Source organism: Streptomyces sp. OR43 (assembly GCF_008042275.1).
Classification (GTDB): Bacteria; Actinomycetota; Actinomycetes; order Streptomycetales; family Streptomycetaceae; genus Streptomyces.
On record NZ_RDBK01000025.1, the window covers coordinates 197,750 to 216,543 of the forward strand.

Consider the following 18,794-nt stretch of genomic DNA (forward strand, 5'->3'; position numbering starts at 1 on the left):
GGAAGAGGAGGAGGTCCGTCATCCCCGTCCCCGCGGCCCTGCCCGCCACCGAACGCGCCCGCCAGATCCTCGCCGCTGCGCGCACCCTGCTGGAGCGGGAGGGCCCGGACGCTCTCACGATGCGCCGCCTCGCCGGGAGCGTGGGCCTCACGGCGCCCTCGCTCTACAAGCACTTCCCGGACAAGTCCTCCGTGGTGCGCGCCCTGGCCGACGCGATGCTCCGGGAGACCGCCGACGTGCTCGAAGCGGCCGAGACCGCGGCCCCCGGCTCCTTCTCCGCCCTGGCCACCGCCTACCGCACCCACGCCCTGGCCCACCCCCACCTCTACGGCCCACCCCCACCTCTACCGCCTCACCACCGGCCACCCGCTCCCGCAGGACCTGGAGGAGCGCGCGGCGGCCCCGCTCCTCCGCGCCCTGTCCGGCCACGAAGGACGCGCCAGGGCGGCCTGGGCCTTCGCCCACGGGATGGTCGTGATGGAGCTCAACGGCCGCTTCCCCACGGACAACGACGTCGCGACGGCCTGGGAGGCCGGGATCGCGGCCTTCGCCTCGGTCCGCCTCTGACAACGGCGTGCGCTCCTGTGCCACGATCGGAGGCAACACTCCCGTCTCACGGACGGCGGATTCCCCGATGTCCCACTCTGGCGAGCGACCGAGGAAGGGGCGTGACATGTCTGCCATGCCGCACGAACCGCTCTCGCAGGCGGAGGTCCTGCTGGAGGGCTTCCTTGCGCTGGACACGCCGGAGGGCTCGGACCCGTCCCTCTTTACCTTCTGGTGGACCGTGAGCAGTCTTCGGTGACGTTGTTCAGCGACCCGCAGGGGGACGACTACCGCCGGCACTGCACGATTCCGTTCGGCAAGTCGATCCGCCTCCCGGCGCCCTTCGCGCTCGATCTGGAGACCGAGGCGTTCATCTGAGCCGCCCGCACGCCCTGCCGCCGTCCGCTCGCCCTGTCGGGCCCGCCCCGCCCGGCCGGGTAGCATGGTCCCCACGGCAGACGAGCCGGGCGGACGGCCGCGTGAGGATCTTCGGACCCTCCCGAGGAACGTCCGGGCTCCACAGGGCAGGGTGATGGCTAACGGCCACCCGGGGTGACCCGCGGGACAGTGCCACAGAAAACAGACCGCCTGGGACTTCGGTCCCCGGTAAGGGTGAAACGGTGGTGTAAGAGACCACCAGCGTCTGAGGCGACTCAGGCGGCTAGGTAAACCCCACCCGGAGCAAGGTCAAGAGGAGCCGTCGCGAGACGGCTCTGCGCGAACGTTCGAGGGCGGCCCGCCCGAGTTCGCGGGTAGACCGCACGAGACCGGCAGCAATGCCGGTCCTAGATGGATGGCCGTCTCCCCGGCCGCCGCGAGGCGACCGGGCGACAGAACCCGGCGTACAGCCCGACTCGTCTGCCGCCACCGGCGCGGCTCTGCCCCGCAGTTGCCCGCCCCGCCCAGCCGGCGAAGGGCAGCCCGGAGCCGAGGAGACCTCGGGCCCGCGTCGGGAGCGGCTGCGGTGGGCGGGATGGTGCCGACACCGCGGCGTCACATCGGCAGGGCCGGGCGGAGCCCCTCACGAGTGCGTTCCATGCGCTCACCTCGCGCGCCGCCGACCGGTGGATTCCGGCGAACACGCAGGTCAGCGCATGATCACTCCCTCGGAGGAGGAAACCCGGCGTACGGCCCGAATCGTCCGCCATTACCAGCGGTTTCCTCAGAAAGGGTTGCTGTGCCGGGGGAGCCGTATACCGCACGCCCCCTGCCGGAGTGGTTTTCCGTGAGCCGGCACAGTGGATGTGGGCCGGACCCGCGCCTCCGATTTCAAGCCTTTCGCGTTCCGCCACGCCAAGCGTGACCGATTCGGAACGTACCAACTGCTGCGGCCTGCCGGGATATCGGGTATCAACTTCGTAGTTGATCTTCGCGCCCGGCGCGGCCGACCGGTCGTCAGTTCAATTGTCAGGCCACGATCTTGGACCCTCGGCCCATACTTCCCGACGCCCCGTCAGCATTCGGAATGCCGCGTCTGGATACGCCGAACTCCCGCCGTGTGCCGGACAACGGCCGGTTCGGCTTGGGGGTCGGCTTGGCCAGGAGCCGGGGCTCCGCGGAGGCGTCCGGCAGCCCGCCCACCGACTCCACCGCCGCGGGCTGGGACCTGCCGTTGAGCACGGCCTGGCCCAGCGCGGTGATGCGGTGGTTCATGGTGTTGCGGTGCCGCTCGGAGCGGATCAGGCCGGACTTGCGCAGCACGCTGGTGTGCTGACTGACGGATGCGGCCGAGGTGCCGACCTGCTGGGCCAGTTCGCTGGTGGTGCCGCCCGTCATCGCCAGGCGCAGGAGCTGTGCCCTGGTGCGCCCCATGAGCGCGTCCAGCGCCTCCCCGTCCTTGGCCTGCGGGCTCCACAGGGCCCGGGAGGTCTCGGGGTCCGGCTGGGCGGAGAAGACGAGGACCGGGCGTCCGTCGGTGCCTTTGACATTGCGGAGCAGCGCCCCGGGGCGGGCTCCGAGAAACAAAGAGGGAGCAAGGAGGAGTCCCTTGCCCTCAAGCTCTATGTCGGCGTCTTCGGCGGCCGGCAGCTCAAGAATTCGGCCGGAGATGTGCACGTCCGGGTGCAGAGAATTAAGGAGATATTCACCTCCGTCGGTCTGCGCCTTCATTCGCGCCTCGCGCTGCAGAGTCAGGTGGGTCAATATCTGCTGCCAATAGGGAGCTATTGACATATGTGTAAAGGAATCCATGGCGGCCCGGATTTCGCGTCTGCTCGGCCCGGTCGCCGGGTTCCGTTCACCCGGCGCCTTGTCGCGCTCGGGACCGAGAAGCCACGTGAGATCCGACGTGCGCCGCAACATCTGGACATCACGGGTCAGTTCGTCGCTGGATCCGATCCTCCGCGCGAGCTGGTTCCGCCACTCCCTGAACTCAGGCTCAGCTTTTACTCCCACATGATGGATGGAGAATATGGCTTCGGACAATGGGCCCAAAGTCGCCATCATGTGTATATTACCGATATCCCCATGACTCAAATGGATACGCAACATGTCATGCCCCCGGCAAGATCATCGTCTACGATGCCCTAATTCACCCAACTCGGCTTCGGATTGCAGCCAAGCCATGGCTGAAAACTCGAAACCGGCTTCAAAATAGCAAGCCTGAAACGGTTCCGCACAGTGAGATGCTTGCTTTAGCCGGGAGTGAAAGAGATTGCCGCGGGGTTGGTGTTCGTGATATGAGAGACGTGCCAATGTAATACGGGAATAAAGATGGCGATGGCCGCCGGGGGAACAGCCACCGCCATCAGCTCAGGCGTCCCGCTTGTGCAGGACGACGTACCCGGCGACCACTGCGGCGCCGGTCCAGACCAGGACCACCAGCAGTGCACCCATCCGGCCGTAGGGCTCGGCGTCCCCGTCCATCAGGTGCTGGCCCGCGATGGAGGGAAGGTAGTCCAGGATCTTCTTCGTGAAGTCGCTGCTGGAGAGGGCCAGTGCGCCCGGCAGGCCGGCCAGGACCATGAAGACCGTGGTCAGCGTGCCCACGGCGCTGCGCATGGCCGCGCCGACACCGATGGCGAAGATGCCCATCAGCGCGATGTACGCACCGGTCGCCAGAATGGTCGGGACGGCCTTGCCGAGGTTGGTGTCGGCGTACTCGAACAGCAGCGGCGTGGTGGTGGCGGTGCCCACGGCCGCGATCAGCGTGCCGGCCACGAACATGACGGGCGCGATCACCGCGATCTTGGAGAACAGCATCCGGCCCCGCTGTGGCACACACTGCAGCGTCGAACGGATGCTGCCCGTCGAGTACTCGGCCGTGATCGCCAGCATGGCGAGAGCGATAACCGCGAACTGTACCATGTTGATCGCCAGCACCGGCGGGTGGGCGATCGGGATATCGGTGTTGTCGCCATCGCTGCGGTAACTGTTCGCGATGCTCGTGCCGAGGGCCGGTGCGAAGACGGCCATGAGGGCGAAGGAGCCGGCCAGGCACCACCAAGTGGCCTTGACGGACCAGAGCTTGGTCCATTCCGAGGCGATCGCGCCGATGGTCTTGCCCCGGCCCTGGGAGGCCGTGCTCGATGCTGTGGTGTTCATGGTTGCGCTCGACATGACTCAGGCCTCGACTTCCTGGTGCTGGCCCTGCTGCGGGGCGACCCCCGCGGTCAGGGGCTTCGACGACTTGTACTCGATGCTGCTGGCCGTCATCTCCATGTACGCCTGTTCCAGCGAGGCTTCGACGACGCGGAGTTCATGCAGCCTGAGGTTCATCTGGAAGGCGATGTCGCCGATGGCCTCCACCGACGACCCGGACACCAGGATCTCGTGCTCCGAGTCCCGCTGGATCGTCAGGGACTGCTCGTCGAGGCGGGCGACGAGGTCGTCCATGCCCCGGCTGTCGGGCGTCCGGACCCGGACGGCGGTCAGTGAACTGCGGGCGATGACATGGTCGATCGTGTCATTGGCGAGCAGCTTGCCCTTGCCGATCACCACAAGGTGGTCGGCCGTGAGCTGCATCTCGCTCATCAGGTGGCTCGATACGAAGACCGTCCGTCCCTCTTCGGCCAGCGACCGCATCAACTCCCGGACCCAGCGGACCCCGTCCGGGTCGAGGCCGTTCACCGGCTCGTCGAACAGCAGCGTCTGCGGATCGCCCAGCAGCGCGCTCGCGATGCCCAGGCGCTGCCCCATGCCCAGCGAGAAGGATCCGGCCTTCTTCTTGGCCACCTTCTCCAGGCCGACGGTCTCCAGGACCTCCTCGACCCGCTTGCGCGGAATGCCGTTGCTGCGCGCCATCGCCAGCAGGTGGCTGTAGGCGCTGCGCCCCGGGTGGAGTGCCTTCGCCTCAAGGAGCGCCCCGACCTCCCGCAGCGGGTGGGTGAGCTCCGCGTAGCGCTTGCCGTTGATCAGGGCCTCGCCGGCGGTCGGACGGTCCAGGCCCATGATCATGCGCATGGTGGTCGACTTGCCTGCGCCGTTCGGGCCGAGGAATCCCGTGACCTTGCCCGACGCGATCTCCAGATCCAGGTGGTCCACGGCCACTGCCGTGTCATAGCGCTTGGTCACTCCACGCAGTGTGATCATTGCCCGTCCGTCCTCAGGGGTCCTTGCATGTCAACGACCGTACGGGGGCCGCGAGGACAGGTCTTGTGCCGATCGGCGCTGCGGCACTACGACTTTCGACAGAGACCCTGGCGACGGTCCGCGTACGAGGTTCGCGGATGAGGTCCGTGAGCCAGGCCCGTGTGCGAGGTTCGCGGATGAGGTGCGCGTACGAGGCCCGCGTACGAGGCCCGTGCGCGAGGCCCCCGCGGGACGTCCGCGTACGAGAAGGGGGCGGGGACGGGCACGATGCCGGGCTGTCCCGTACACCGTGCCCGTCCCCGCCCCGGGCCCTGCGCGACCACGCGGACCTGCTGGAGGAGGTCTTGCCGAGGGCCTCGTCAGAGAAGGTCCTCGAACTCGTCGATCTCCTCCTGCGTGATCTCGGCCATCGCCACGTCGGACGGCGTCAGGCCGCCCGCCCCCGGCCGCTCGGCATGCTGCACCAGTGCCCGCAGGGCCTCGAACCACAGCCGGCCGAGCTCCTCCACGGACTCCTCGTCCAGCAGCCGCCGGGCCCAGCTCCACGTCGCCACGAGGCACGGACCCTCCGCCCCGTCCGCCGTGAACGAGTTGAGCTCGACGACGTGGGCGAGCGGAGCCTGTGCTGCCTCTCCGGAAGGTCCCTGGACGCCGGGCTCGGGGCCCCACACCGACTCTCCGCCGGTGCTGCCCTCGGCCGCGAACCGGCCCAGGTAGTTGAACCCGAGCTGGGCGCGGGTGCCCGACGCGAGCCGCTGTGCGGTGCCCGGATTGAGGTAGCGCAGCAGCCCGTAGCCGATGCCGCCGTCGGGCACGGCTCGCAGCTGCTCCTTGACCCGCTTCAGGACCGCTCCCGCAGCCTGGCCGCCGGCCCGGGCGTCGGCGCGATCGAAGGTCCCGGTGCCGATCCACACCGGATACATGCTGGTGAACCAGCCGACGGTGCGGGAGAGTTCCACACCGCCCACCGCGTCCTCCTCGCGGCCGTGACCCTCCAGGTCCACCAGGAACGCGCGGCCCCGGCCCTGGTCGCGCCACTCGGAGAGCGCCCAGGCGAACGCCGCGAGGAGCACGTCGTTCACTCCTGCGTTGTAGACCGTGGGGACCGAGGTCAGCAGAGGCCCGGTCACCTCGGTCGGCAGCCTCAGTTCGAGCCGCTGCGAGGTGCTGTGGGTGTCCTGCTCCGGGTCCAGCGCAGCCGAGCCGAGCAGGGGCTCGGGGGCGGCGACCATGGAGGCCCACAGGTCCGCCTCCGCCACCCGGGCGGGGGCCACCGCCTGGTCCCGCAGCCGCTGGGACCAGCGCCGCAGCGAGGTGCCGACCGGCGCGGGCCTCTGCTCCCGGCCGGCGACGGCCGCCTCCCACGCCTCCACCAGGTCGGGCAGCAGGATGCGCCAGGAAACACCGTCCACCACCAGGTGGTTGACGACCAGGAGCAGCCGGCCGGGCACGTCGGGGCCCCGGTCGAACCACACCACCTGCAGCATGACTCCGGCCGCCGGCGCCAGCCGGTCCGCCGCTGCGTCCGCCTCGGTGGAGTACACCGACTCCAGCCCGGTGCCGTCCAGACCCCGCACGTCGATGCGCTGGACCACCGACGTCGCGAGGACCGCCCCGGGCTCGGCGACGACGCAGTCCCAGACGTCCTTCGCCGACGCCGACGCCGATGTCGGACCGGCCGGTTCTCCCACCCGCACCACCCGCATCCGGAGCGCGTCATGGTGGTCGAGCAGTGTCTGCACGGCCGCGTGGAGGTGCGGCAGGCCGAGCCCGGCCGGCACCCGCAACACCGTCGACTGGTTGAACCGGTCGATGGAGCCGCCGCGTTCGGCCAGCCAGTGCATGATCGGCGTCGCGGGCAGTGGGCCCACCCCGGCCCCGGCCTCCTCGGCCCGGACCGTACCGGCTCCCTCCGTCGCCACCTCGGCGAGGGCCGCCACCGTCTTCCGCTCGAAGACGTCCTTCGGAGAGATCACCAGACCCGCCTTCCGGGCCCGGCTGACCAGCTGGATCGACATGATGCTGTCGCCGCCCAGGTCGAAGAACCCGTCGTCGATGCTCACGTCGGACACACCGAGCACCTCGGCAAACAGTCCGGACAGCAACTCCTCGTGCCCGGTACGCGGCGCCCGGCCCGCCGGTGCCGCGGTGAACTCCGGCACCGGGAGCGCCTTGCGGTCCAGCTTGCCGACCGAGGTCAGCGGCAGCGCGTCGAGCTCCACGACGACCTGCGGAACCATGTAGTCGGGCAGCGTCCTCGCCAGCTCTGCGCGCAGTTCCTGCGGAGCGTACGAGGCCGCCGGTACGACGTACGCCACCAGGCGCTTGTCACCCGGCCGGTCCTGCCGTACGACTACGGCGACCTGCTTCACCGACCCGCTCGCGGTGAACGCCGCCTCGATCTCGGTCAGTTCGATACGGAAGCCGCGGACCTTCACCTGACTGTCCGCCCGGCCGATGAACTCCACCAGACCGGAGCTGTTCCATCGGACCAGGTCACCCGTGCGGTACATACGGGTCCCCGGAGCGCCGAACGGGTCGGCGACGAAGCCCTCCGCCGTCAGGTCCGGCCGGCCCCAGTACCCCCGTGCAAGACCGGCGCCCGCGATGTACAGCTCACCCGGCACGCCCGGCGGAACCAGCCGCAGCGCCTCGTCCAGGACGTAGTGCCGCATGTTGTCCAGAGGGCGCCCGATGGGGACGCCCCCTCGCTGCCCGTCCACATCCGCGGCGCCGACCTCGTGACTGGTGGCGAACACCGTCGTCTCGGTCGGGCCGTACACATGCACGACCTTGGTCGACGGGCAGTGGTCGAGCACCCTGCGCATCGCGGCGGGCGAGGCCAGATCGCCGCCGGTCCACACCTGCCGGACGCTCACCAGGCACTCGGGGTGCTCCTGCGCCAGGACCCCGAACAAGCCCGTGGTGAGGAAGAGCGCGGTGATCCCGTTGTCCACCACGAGCCGGCGCAGGGCCTCGATGTCGAGGTCCCCGGGCGGCGCGACCACGACCCGGCCGCCGTTGAGCAGTGGCGCCCACAGCTCGAACGTCGACCCGTCCCAAGCGTGCGGCGAGTGCAACGGCACCCGGTCCACCACACCGCCCAGCCAGCGCCGGTCGCGCGCGAGGTCCGCCACATCGGCGTGGGTCGCGGAGACGCCCTTGGGCTTGCCCGTGGAGCCGGACGTGAACATGACGTACGCCAGCCGGTCCGGCTGGACGCCGAGCCCCGGGTTGTCGTCCCGGACCGGTCCGGTGGACGCAGCAGAGGTGCCCGGGACGAGCACCGAAGCGGCCCCCGCGACTTCCTCCGCCCGCGCCCGCAGCGACTGGTCGGTGAGCAGCACCGACGCCTCGGTCTCCCCGAGGATCCAGCGCATCCTGCTGTCCGGATAGGCCGTACTCAGCGGCACGTAGACCCCGCCCGCCTTGGCCACTGCCAGCAGGGCGACGACCAGGTCGGCGGAGCGCTCCATGAGCACTCCCACCCGCGCCTCGGGGGCCAGGCCCGCGCCGAGCCGGTGAGCGAGGCGGTTGGCCCTCGCGTTCAGCTCGGCGTACGAGAGCGTGGTGCCGCCGAACACGACGGCGACCGCGTCCGGATGGAGCGCGGCCTGCGCCTCGAACAGTTCCGGCAGGGAGCCGGGCGGCAGTTCACGCGCGCTGTCGTTCCATTCGCCCAGCATGCGCTGTCGCTCGGACGTTCCGAGCACGACCGTCTCACCGACGGGACGCGTCGGGTCCGCGACCAGCGACTCGAGCACCGTGATCAGTCGCCCGGCGAGCGTCCGGGCCGTCTCGTGGTCGAACAGGTCGCTGCTGTAGCCGATGTGGCCCGCATAGCCCCCGTGGCCGGGAGTGCCTCCGCTGCCGGTGGTCTCGTCCTGGTCGGAGAACGAGAACAGCAGGTCGAACTTGGCGCCTTCGGTGGCAGTGCTCTCGGCCGACACGGTCAGGCCCGGCAGTTCCGCCGAGGCCGCCAGGGCCGCCCGGTCGTCATCGTTGTTCCAGCTCAGCACGGTCTGGAAGAGCGGGTGGCGGGCGGCCGAGCGCTCCGGGTTGAGCAGATCCACGATCCGCTCGAAGGGAACGTCCTGATGTGCGTAGGCGGCGAGGTCGGTCTGGCGGACCCGTTCGAGGAGTTCGGCGAAGGTCGGGTCGCCGGAGAGATCGGTGCGCAGGACCACGGTGTTGACGAAGAAGCCGACCAGGTCTTCGACCGCGTCGTCCGTGCGGCCCGCGACCGGCGAGCCGATCGGGATGTCGGTACCGGCACCGAGCCGCGACAGCAGCACGGCGAGGGCCGCCTGCACGACCATGAACGCACTGGCGCGGTTCTCCCTCGCCACCGACTCGACCCGCTCGCGCAACTCCTTCGGCACGTCGAACTCGACGGCCCCACCCCGGTGGGAGGGCATCGTCGGCCGAGGCCGGTCGGTGGGCAGTTCGAGCTCTGCCGGAAGGCCGGCCAACGTGCGCTGCCAGTAGTCCAGTTGCTGGAAAAGCTGGCTGTCGGGGTCGTCCTCGGAGCCGAGGTTGGCGCGCTGCCAGAGGGTGAAGTCCGCGTACTGCACGGGCAGCGGGGCCCAGGCAGGAGCCCGGCCCTCGACCCGTGCCGCGTACGCCGTCGTCAGATCCCTGGCCAGCGGAGCGAGCGATGATCCGTCCGCCGCGATGTGGTGCATCACCAGAAGCAGTACGTACGCGTCCGTGCCGGTCTCGAACAAGGTCGCCCGCAGCGGTATCTCGGCCGCCAGATCGAACCCGTACGACATCGCTGACGCCATGCGTACCGGCAGATCGCCCTCGGCCACCCGCTCCGTCGCCAGGCTGGGCTGTGCGTCCTTGAGCACGATCTGCTGGGGGTCTGTGGTGTCGGTGTGCTGGGTGAAGAGGGTGCGGAGGGATTCGTGGCGTGCCACGACGTCGGTGAGTGCGGTGTGGAGTGCGGGGGTGTCGAGGGTGCCGGTGAGGCGGAGGGCGATGGGGATGTTGTAGAGGGAGCTGCCGGGTTCGTACTGGTGGAGGAACCAGAGGCGTTGCTGGGCGAAGGAGAGGGGGATGTGTGCGGGMCGGGGTCCTGRGGTGATGGCGGTGCGGGCGGTGGAGGCGCCGGTGAGTGCTTCGGCCAGGCCCAGGACGGTGGGGGTTTCGAAGAGCTGGCGTACGGAGAGTTCGGCGTCGAGTGCGGTGCGGATGCGGGAGACGAGGCGGGTGGCGAGGAGTGAGTGTCCGCCGAGGTCGAAGAAGCTGTCGTCGATSCCGACCCGRTCCAGGCCGAGGATGCCGGCGAAGAGTCCGCAGAGGATTTCTTCCTGCGGGGTTCTCGGGGCGCGGCTCTGTGGGGCGGTGGTGAATTCGGGGTCGGGCAGGGCCTTGCGGTCGAGCTTGCCGTTCGCGGTCAGAGGCAGTGCGTCGAGGGTGACGAACGCGGCCGGGACCATGTAGTCCGGGACAGTCTGGGCGAGTTGGTCTCGGATCGCAGCGGTGTCCGGGGTGCCGGTGAGGTAGGCGATGAGGCGGTCGTCGCGGACGATGACGGCCGCCTGCGCGATGCCGGGGAGGGTGGTGAGGGTGGTTTCGATTTCGCCGAGTTCGATGCGGTGTCCGCGGATCTTGACCTGGTGGTCGGCGCGGCCGAGGTATTCGATCTCGCCATCGGTGGTCCAGCGGGCGAGGTCGCCGCTGCGGTACATGCGGGTGCCGGCCGGGCCGTACGGGTTCGCGACGAAGCGTTCGGCGGTGAGACCTGCGCGGCCGAGGTAGCCGCGGGCGAGTCCGGCACCGGCGACGTACATTTCGCCGGGGACGCCGGGGGCGGTGGGCTGGAGGGCGGTGTCCAGGAGGTAGAGGTGCAGGTCGGGGATGGGMCCGCCGATCAGGGACCGRTGGGGTCCGGTGCCCGGGGTGAGGGGGCGGTGGGTGACGTGSACGGTGGTTTCGGTGATGCCGTACATGTTGACCAGGCGGGGGCTGTCCTGCGGGTGGCGGTGGTACCAGTCGGTCAGCCGGCCCGGATCCAGRGCCTCCCCGCCGAAGACCACGTACTCCAGAGCCAGGCGGTCGCCCAGTTCCGGGTTSTCGGTGTCGGCCTGGATGAGCTGGTAGAACGCCGAYGGAGTCTGGTTCAGAACCGTCACCCGTTCTTGGACCAGGAGGTCGAGGAACTGTTCCGGGCTGCGGCTGACCGTGAACGGGACGACGACGAGACGTCCGCCATGGAGCAGGGGCCCCCACAGTTCCCAGACGGAGAAGTCGAAGGCGTAGGAATGGAACATCGTCCACACCTGCTCCGGCCCGAACCCGAACCACTGACCGGTGGACGTGAACAACCGCACCACCTGCTCGTGCGCAACGACGACACCCTTGGGCCGGCCCGTAGAACCGGACGTGTAGATGACGTAGGCGGGGTGCTGGGGCAGCAGCGGCGAGATCCGCTCGTCCTGCGCCAGGTCACCGTCCGCACGACCGGCAAGGTCGGCGAGTGTGTCGGGCGCGTCCAGGAGGAGCCAGCCGTCCCCCCCGTTCAGGTCATCGGCGACCTGGGTGGTGGCGATGACCAGGGCAGGGCCGGCGTCTTCGAGCAGGTAGGCGATGCGGTCGGCCGGGTAGGACGGGTCGACCGGCACGTAGGCCGCACCCGCCTTCAGCACACCCAGCAACGCCACGACCATCTCCGCCGAACGCGGCAGAGCAACCGCCACCAACGACTCCGGACCCACGCCCCGGTCCACGAGCACCCGCGCCAGACGGTTCGCCGCCGCATTCAGCTCCCCGTACGACAACGACACCCCCTCACACGACACCGCAGGAGCCCCGGAGACGATCTGTGCTTCGAAGGCGTCAACCAGCGAAAGGCCGTTACTGACCGGCAGTTCCAACGGTGCTGTCCAGGTCCCGATGAGCGCGTCCCGCTCATCACCGGAAAGAACCGGCACCGTTCCGATCCCACGGCCCGGATCCGCAAGCAGCCCCTCCAGCACCCGTACGAACCGCTCGCCCCAGACCACGGCCGTGGACCGGTCGAACAGATCGGGCCGGTAGTCGAGCCGGAAACGCAGACGGTCGCCCGGCAGAGCGATCAGGGCGAGCGGGTAATGGGCCTGGTCGCTGGTGCGCTGGCCCACGACGCGCACCGCGGAGGAGGTGCTGTCGGCCGGCTGCTCCGAAGGCGAGGTCGTCAATCGACCCGCGTCGTACGGGTAGTTCTCGAAGACCACGATCGTGTCGAACAGTTCGGTGGCGCCCGCCGCCTGCTGGATGTCGGTGAGCCCCAGGTGCTGGTGCGGGATCAGTCCGGCTTGCGTGTCCTGGAGGCGTTCGAGCATCCGGGCAGTGGCCTCGGCCGGGGTGAGGCGCATGCGTACGGGCACGGTGTTGATGAAGAGGCCGACCATGCTCTCGATGCCGCGGATCTCGGGGGGCCGGCCGGACACGGTGGAGCCGAACACCACGTCGTCCCGGCCGGTCAGCTTGGAGAGCAGGACCGACCACGCACCCTGTACCAGGGTGTTCAGGGTCAGCCCGTGCGCACGGGCCCGGGCGGTGAGCGCCTTGGTCGACTCCTCGCTCAGGCCGAAGGTGACCCGGCGTGGCGCGGCGGCCGGTGCGTCGGCGGGCTGGCGGGGCCCCACCAGCGAGGGCTCGTCGAAGCCGGCCAGGGCTTCGGCCCATGCCGTGCGGGCGCCGTCCCGGTCCTGGGCGGCGAGCCAGCCGAGGAACTGGCGGTAGGGCGTGACGGGCGGCAGCGCACCCGCGTCGCCCTCGTTGGCGTACAGCGCGAACAGTTCATGCAGGACGACGGACAACGACCAGCCGTCCACCAGCAGGTGATGGAACGTCATCGAGAAGCGGTAACGCTGCTCGCTGAGCCGGATCAGGGTGAACCGCACCAAAGGCGGGGCGGCGAGGTCGAAGCGCCTCTCGCGGTCCTCGCGGAGCAGTTCGTCGGCGCGCACCGTCCGGGTCGCCTCGTCGGGGGCGCCGGTGAGGTCGGCCTCCTGCCAGGGGGTCGGGACGGAACGGGGCACGATCTGCACGGGCCTGGCCAGGCCCTGGTGGCGGAATCCCACGCGCAGGGTGGCGTGCCGGGCCATGAGGGCCCCGGCAGCGGAGCGCAGCGCACCGGCGTTCAGGTCGCCTTCGATATCGAGTACGTGCTGGGATACATAGACATCTTGGGCGTCCAAGTCATAAAGACAGTGGAACAAGAGGCCTTCTTGGAGCGGAGTCAGCGGAAGAATGGCTTCGAGCCCCGTCTGCTTCACTCCTGGACCTCTCATTTGCCGACTTGAAGCTGTGCCTTAAAGACCTTCCAGCAGTTGCTGGGCAGACGTATTCAACACCGGGCCGCGCATCCTGTCACCGGATTAAGGTCAGGCTGAATATCGCGGCCCAAATAAGCAATGCCGCTTCTCGGCCGACAGCTCTCGCGTGCTGGCGCAACAGGGCCGGAACCCCGGAAAGTTGAACGGTACGTGGTGAACCATGCGCACTGCGTAAGAGTTCAGGGGTCCTCGCGCCGTGAAGTTCTGTTGACTGTCCGTGAAGCTGCGGGCTATGTTCCGCAGCCGGATGGAATCTGTCGCGCGCCGCACACTGGGAGTGGTCAATGTCCATTGGTTTCGTGGGTCTTTCGAGTGTTACTGAGGCCGTACGAGCAAATGCGTTGTCCAGACCCGGGGATCCTGCCGTCGCATTCGTACGTGAACTGTCCGCAGAAAAGGGCAGCCAAACCGTTTCCTATGCGGAACTCGATGCCGAGGCGCAGCGAATTGCGGTGGAGCTCCAGCGGCGGCTGGCGGTCGGTGACCGTGCCCTTCTGCTGTATCCCGAGGGAATCGACTTCGCGGTCGCGTTTCTCGGCTGCCTGTACGCCGGAGTGGTCGCGGTGCCCGCGCCCCTGCCCGGCCAGTACCGGCACCAGCGCGAGCGGGTCACGTCCATCGCCAGGAACGCCGGGGTCTCGCTGGTCCTCACCAACGGAGAGGCCCACGACGACGTGCTGGCCTGGGCGGACGGCCAGGAGTCGTTCCGGGCCGACTGCCTCCGGACGGACCGGGCGGAGCTGACCGCGCCGGGCGAGTGGATGGCCCCTGAACTCGGCCATGAAACCCTCGCGTTGCTCCAGTACACCTCCGGTTCCACGGGCGAGCCGAAGGGGGTCATGATCACCCACGGCAATCTGCTGCACAACGTGGACGGCCTGCGGCGGGCCTTCGGCCTGGACGAGCACACCCGGTTCGGCTCCTGGATCCCGCACTACCACGACATGGGTCTGATGGGGATTCTGCTGCCCCCGCTGATCCTCGGCGGCTCCTGCACCCTGATGGCCCCGACCACGTTCCTCAAGCGGCCGCACTGGTGGCTGCGGATGGTGGACGAGTACGACCTCCACTGGTCCGCGGCGCCCAACTTCGCGTACGAACTGTGCACCCGGCAGATCACCGACGAGCAGCTCGCCGGCGTCGACCTGTCACGCTGGAGGTTCGCGCCGAACGGCTCGGAGCCCGTGCAGGCGTCCACACTCAGCGGGTTCGCCGAGCGGTTCGCCGCCGTCGGCTTCCGGCCCGAGGCCCTGACCCCGTGCTACGGCATGGCCGAGGCGACCGTGTTCATCTCGGGCGCCGGTGACCGCGAGCCGGTGGTGCGGCGCGTCGACACCGAGGGCCTGGAACGGCACGTGTTCGAACCCGTCGAGGAGGAACGTCCCGGCAGGTCCGTGGTCGCCTGCGGCACCCCGCACGACTACACGGTGCGGATCGTCGACCCGGCGACCCGCGAGGTGCTGCCGCAGGGCCGCATCGGCGAGATCTGGCTGCGCGGACCCAGCGTCGCCCGGGGCTACTGGGAGAACCCGGAGGCCACGCAGGCCGTCTTCCGGGCCGCGACCGCGGACGGGCAGGGCGGCTATCTGCGCTCCGGCGACCTGGGCGTCCTGCACGACGGCGAGATCCATGTGACGGGACGTATCAAGGAGGTGCTGATCGTCCGGGGACGCAATCTCTACCCCCAGGACATCGAGCACGAGCTGCGCACCCAGCACGGGGATCTGCAAGGCCTGTTCGGCGCCGTGTTCGGCGTCGGCACGGTCCGCGAGGACGGCCGTGAGGAGGAACTGCTCGTCGTGACCCATGAGGTCCGCGGCCGGCTCGCGGAGGACGTCCTGCGCAAGCTCGCCATGGACATGCGGCAGACGGTGGCCCGCGAGTTCGGTGCCCGGGTCTCCGCGGTGGTCCTGGTGCGCCGCGGCGGCATCAAGCGCACCACCAGCGGCAAGATCCAGCGGGCTGCGATGCGCGAGGCGTTCCGGGCGGGCGAGCTCCACACGCTCCATGTGGAGGCCGACCGGCAGCTCAGCAGCGCACTCGCCCCGCGGCAGGCGTGAGGTGCGACGTGAAGGTTCGGCACCGGCCGAGTCGACAGAGCCGTCACCGGCCGTGAACCCGCTGGACGACGGAAGGACCCCGCACATGCCTCACTCCGCCGCCGGCGCACTGGACTTGCTGCTCGGGAGGCCGGGCGAGGAACAAGGCGCGTTCCGGCCCGCCGATCTGGCCGGTCTCGACGAGCGGGAGGAGTTCCCGGCCGCCGCGTGCCGGGTACTCGACGCCTTCGGGCTGAACGACCACTACGTGCCGGCCGCGTTCGGCGGAGAGCTGCGCGACTACACGGACCTCATGCAGCTGCTGCGTACGGTGGCCCGCCGCGACCTCACCGTCGCGGTCGCGCACGGCAAGACGTTCCTGGGCGCCGCGCCGGTGTGGGTGGCCGGCGGATCCGACCAGGCCGCCGCGCTCGGCGCGCTCATCGCCGACGGTGCCGTCGTGTCCTGGGGACTGACCGAGCGCGCCCACGGCAGCGACCTCCTCGCAGGTGAACTCAGCGCGACCCCGGAGCACGGCGGGTGGCGGCTGAACGGTGAGAAGTGGCTGATCAACAACGCCACACGGGGCGGATTCATCTGTGTGCTGGCCCGGACGGACCCCGCCGGCGGGCCCCGGGGATTCAGCCTGTTCCTGGTCGACAAGCGCGGCCTGGCGGCCGACGCGTACAGCACCTTGCCCAAGATCCCCACTCACGGCATCCGGGGCGCGGACATCAGCGGCATCGTCTTCCATGACGCCCTGGTACCCGGCTCGGCTCTGGTGGGCGAGGTGGGCACCGGCATCGAGACCGTGCTCAAGGCGTTGCAGCTCACCCGCACCGCCAGCACCGCCCTGTCCCTCGGAGCCGGCGACACCGCGCTGCGGCTCGGCGTGGACTACGCCAGGAACCGCAGGCTGTACGGGCGCACGCTCGGCGATCTGCCCAGGGTCCGCCGCATCATCGGCGAGGTGTACGCCGCCCAGCTCCTGGCCGAGTCGACGGGTCTGGTGGCGGCCCGCAGCGTGCACGCGCTCCCCGGCGAGATGAGCGTCGTCTCCGCCGTGGCCAAGGCGCTGATCCCCGACCTGGCACAGAACGTGCTCGACCGGGTCGCCGAACTCCTCGGCGTCAGGAGCTTCCTCACCGAGGAGTACGCCGACGGGCTCTTCGCCAAACTGGAACGCGACCATCGTGTCGTCGCGATCTTCGACGGCAACACGGCGGTCAACCGGAACGCCCTGATCGACCAGTTCCCGCTCCTCGCGGCGGCATACCGCCGGGGCCGCTGCGACGAGGCGGGCGTGACCGCCGCCACCTCCCTTTCCGTACCGCCCCCGGAGTTCACGGCAGGCGGACTCAGCCTTCTGGCGATGCGCGGCAGCAGCCTGATGCAGAGCCTCCCCGACGCCGTGGCGCGTATCGCCGAGCAGGCGGAGCGCGGGCTGCTGCCCCGGCAGGTCGTCGTACTCGCCGAGGAGGTCGAGGCCGCTGCGGACGCGCTGCACACCGAGTTCGCGGAACTGCGCCGGACTCCGCAGGACGTACCGCCCACCGCGTTCGTCCTCGCCGAGCGCTACGAGCTGTGCTTCGCCGCCACGGCCTGCCTGCGCCTGTGGCTGAACAACCCGCGGCCGGCGGGGGACGAACAGGCCCCGACGATCTGGCGCAACGCCCTCTGGCTCCAGGCCGCCCTGCGCACCGCCCTCACCCGGCTCGGCAGCCCGCTGGAGGAGGCGGGCGCCGAGGCGTACGACCGACTGGCCGAGCACGCGTTCGACCCGGCCGTCCCCACGCTCCTTTGCGCACTCGACGCCACGGACGGCCTCACACCCGAACGCTCCGCCCCCAGCGGACCCGCTCCCCGTGGCTCCACCCCCAGCGACTCCGTTCCCCGTGGTTCCACTGCCAGTGGCTCCACCTCCAATGGTTCCGCCCCCAATGGTTCCGCCCCCAATGGCGAGACGGCCGGGAGTACCTCATGAAGACCCAGCTGCCCGCCGCTCCGGACGCCGTGGCTCCGCATCGCGCCGACGCCATGGAACGCCTCCTCGGCGACCCCAGGGACCCGGGCAACCCGCTCGGCTTCCCGCACATCCTCGCCGCGGACGAGCGGGCGGAGATGTTCGCCGCCGGCGAGCAGGCGCTCGACTCCTACGGGCTCAACGCCGAGTTCGTTCCGCCCCAGTACGGCGGCCGGCTGACCCGGCTCGACGAACTCATCGAGATCATGCGGTCCGTCTACCGTCGCGATCCGTGTCTGGGCCTCGGCTACGGCGTCAGCTCCTTCATCGCCTCGGTCAACATCTGGACCGCCGGCAACGAGGAACACTGCCGCCAGGTCGCCGGGATGCTCCTCGACAACCGCAAGGTCTCCGTCGCCTACCACGAGCTGGCCCACGGCAACGACATGGCCGGCACCGAGTTCGAGGCCATGCCGGGCCCGGACGGGCTGCTCCTCAACGGTCGCAAGGAGATCATCACCAACCTCCAGCGCTCGGACGCGGTCGTCATGTTCGCGCGCACCGACGCCCGGCCGGGCCCGCGCAGCCACTCCCAGATCCTGGTGGACAAGTCCCGGATCCCGGACGGCCGCATGCGCTATCTGCCGCGCTTCCCCAGCGTAGGCATGCGCGGCGTGCAGCTGGGCGGTGTCGAGTTCGACGACTGTCCGCTGCCCGCCGACTGTGTCGTCGGCCGCCAGGGCCTCGGCCTGGAGACCGCGCTCAAGTCCTTCCAGATCACCCGGACCACCCTGGTGGCGATGTTCACCGGCATGCTGGACACCGGGCTGCGCACCACGCTGCGCCACCTCAAGTCCCGCAAGCTGTACGGGCGCACCGCCGCGGACATCCCCCAGGTGCGCTCGGTCCTCGCCGGGGTCCATGCCGACCTGCTGCTCTGCGAGGCGTTCTCCACCGTCGCCGCCCGGGCCATCCATCTGGTGCCTGCCGAGACGGGAATCTACGCGCAGGCCGTCAAGTTCTTCGTGTCCAAGGTGCTGATGGACGCGATGCACCGTCTTTCGACGCTGCTCGGGGCGCACTTCTACATGCGCGAGGGCGAGCTCCGCGGTCAGCTGCTGTCCGACGCGATGGATCTCGCGCCGCTCGTGATCCGGCCCGGTGATCGCGTCGAGACCCGGGGCGAGTGAGCGGCTGAGCCGCTCACGTCCACCGGCGCTGACGGTCAGCCGGTCGAAGGGGATGCCCGGCAGGTCGGCGTCGAGCCGGAAGAGGTCCGCGGGCGCGGCCGGGCCGTCCCGCCACGAACGCTTGGCGAGCAGGGGGAGCTGGGGCAGCAGGGAGACCTGGCAGGCAGCACGCGCGGCGTGTCCGAAGCCGGCCGGCTGG

At 69.8% G+C, this 18,794-nt stretch carries 9 protein-coding genes, 1 other RNA gene and 1 pseudogene; 7 read left to right on the forward strand and 4 right to left on the reverse strand.

Annotation, left to right across the window (positions count from 1 at the left end):
• Positions 1-381: 381 nt before the first annotated feature.
• From EAO72_RS43015 to rnpB, 4 genes and pseudogenes are all read left to right on the forward strand, one after another.
• Entirely contained in the window at positions 382-567 is a 186-nt protein-coding gene (locus tag EAO72_RS43015) for a TetR-like C-terminal domain-containing protein (protein ID WP_261991474.1), read from the forward strand.
• Positions 568-673: 106 nt separating this feature from the next.
• Positions 674-805 carry a hypothetical protein gene (locus EAO72_RS43020; RefSeq protein ID WP_261991463.1) on the forward strand — a complete coding sequence of 44 codons (132 nt, stop codon included), beginning with the start codon at positions 674-676 and terminating at the stop codon, positions 803-805.
• Positions 757-924, forward strand: a pseudogene (locus tag EAO72_RS13660) (Uma2 family endonuclease); the annotation flags it as partial. The gene EAO72_RS43020 and the pseudogene EAO72_RS13660, both read left to right, overlap by 49 nt.
• Before the next feature lie 81 nt (positions 925-1,005).
• An RNA gene (gene rnpB, locus EAO72_RS13665) (RNase P RNA component class A) lies at positions 1,006-1,407 on the forward strand.
• Positions 1,408-1,953: 546 nt separating this feature from the next.
• Here rnpB and EAO72_RS13670 read toward each other — a convergent pair.
• The 4 genes from EAO72_RS13670 to EAO72_RS13685 form a co-directional block, all read right to left on the reverse strand.
• Positions 1,954-3,036 carry an ArsR/SmtB family transcription factor gene (locus tag EAO72_RS13670; RefSeq protein WP_148017565.1) on the reverse strand — a complete coding sequence of 361 codons (1,083 nt, stop codon included), beginning with the start codon at positions 3,034-3,036 and terminating at the stop codon, positions 1,954-1,956.
• 261 nt (positions 3,037-3,297) lie between these two features.
• On the reverse strand, positions 3,298-4,089 hold the full coding sequence (locus EAO72_RS13675) for an ABC-2 transporter permease (protein ID WP_187285037.1): 792 nt from the start codon (positions 4,087-4,089) through the stop codon (positions 3,298-3,300).
• 18 nt (positions 4,090-4,107) lie between these two features.
• Complete coding sequence (locus EAO72_RS13680) at positions 4,108-5,076, reverse strand: ABC transporter ATP-binding protein (protein WP_148017567.1); 969 nt, start codon at positions 5,074-5,076, stop codon at positions 4,108-4,110.
• A 359-nt stretch (positions 5,077-5,435) separates the two neighbouring features.
• Positions 5,436-13,358, reverse strand: coding sequence for a non-ribosomal peptide synthetase (locus tag EAO72_RS13685; protein WP_222724086.1), 7,923 nt, complete (start codon positions 13,356-13,358; stop codon positions 5,436-5,438).
• Positions 13,359-13,687: 329 nt separating this feature from the next.
• On the opposite strand from EAO72_RS13685, the gene EAO72_RS13690 reads away from it, so the two are divergent.
• The 3 genes from EAO72_RS13690 to EAO72_RS13700 all read left to right on the forward strand — a co-directional run bounded on the left by EAO72_RS13690 (position 13,688) and on the right by EAO72_RS13700 (position 18,595).
• Positions 13,688-15,463: a fatty acyl-AMP ligase gene (locus EAO72_RS13690; RefSeq protein WP_148017569.1), complete on the forward strand. Its 1,776-nt coding sequence runs from the start codon at positions 13,688-13,690 to the stop codon at positions 15,461-15,463.
• An 85-nt stretch (positions 15,464-15,548) separates the two neighbouring features.
• Positions 15,549-17,426 carry an acyl-CoA dehydrogenase family protein gene (locus EAO72_RS13695; RefSeq protein WP_148017570.1) on the forward strand — a complete coding sequence of 626 codons (1,878 nt, stop codon included), beginning with the start codon at positions 15,549-15,551 and terminating at the stop codon, positions 17,424-17,426.
• A complete protein-coding gene (locus EAO72_RS13700; protein WP_148017571.1) occupies positions 17,423-18,595 on the forward strand; it encodes an acyl-CoA dehydrogenase in 1,173 nt (390 codons plus the stop codon). Before EAO72_RS13695 ends, EAO72_RS13700 begins: the two co-directional genes overlap by 4 nt.
• Positions 18,596-18,794 lie beyond the last annotated feature (199 nt).

Bases quoted from the DNA above. Each gene is read 5' to 3' on its own strand.
- EAO72_RS43020 (WP_261991463.1), top strand. From the start codon at position 674: ATGTCTGCCATGCCGCACGAACCGCTCTCGCAGGCGGAGGTCCTGCTG.
- EAO72_RS13670 (WP_148017565.1), bottom strand. From the start codon at position 3,036: ATGTTGCGTATCCATTTGAGTCATGGGGATATCGGTAATATACACATG.
- EAO72_RS13675 (WP_187285037.1), bottom strand. From the start codon at position 4,089: ATGAACACCACAGCATCGAGCACGGCCTCCCAGGGCCGGGGCAAGACC.
- EAO72_RS13680 (WP_148017567.1), bottom strand. From the start codon at position 5,076: ATGATCACACTGCGTGGAGTGACCAAGCGCTATGACACGGCAGTGGCC.
- EAO72_RS13690 (WP_148017569.1), top strand. From the start codon at position 13,688: ATGTCCATTGGTTTCGTGGGTCTTTCGAGTGTTACTGAGGCCGTACGA.
- EAO72_RS13695 (WP_148017570.1), top strand. From the start codon at position 15,549: ATGCCTCACTCCGCCGCCGGCGCACTGGACTTGCTGCTCGGGAGGCCG.
- EAO72_RS13700 (WP_148017571.1), top strand. From the start codon at position 17,423: ATGAAGACCCAGCTGCCCGCCGCTCCGGACGCCGTGGCTCCGCATCGC.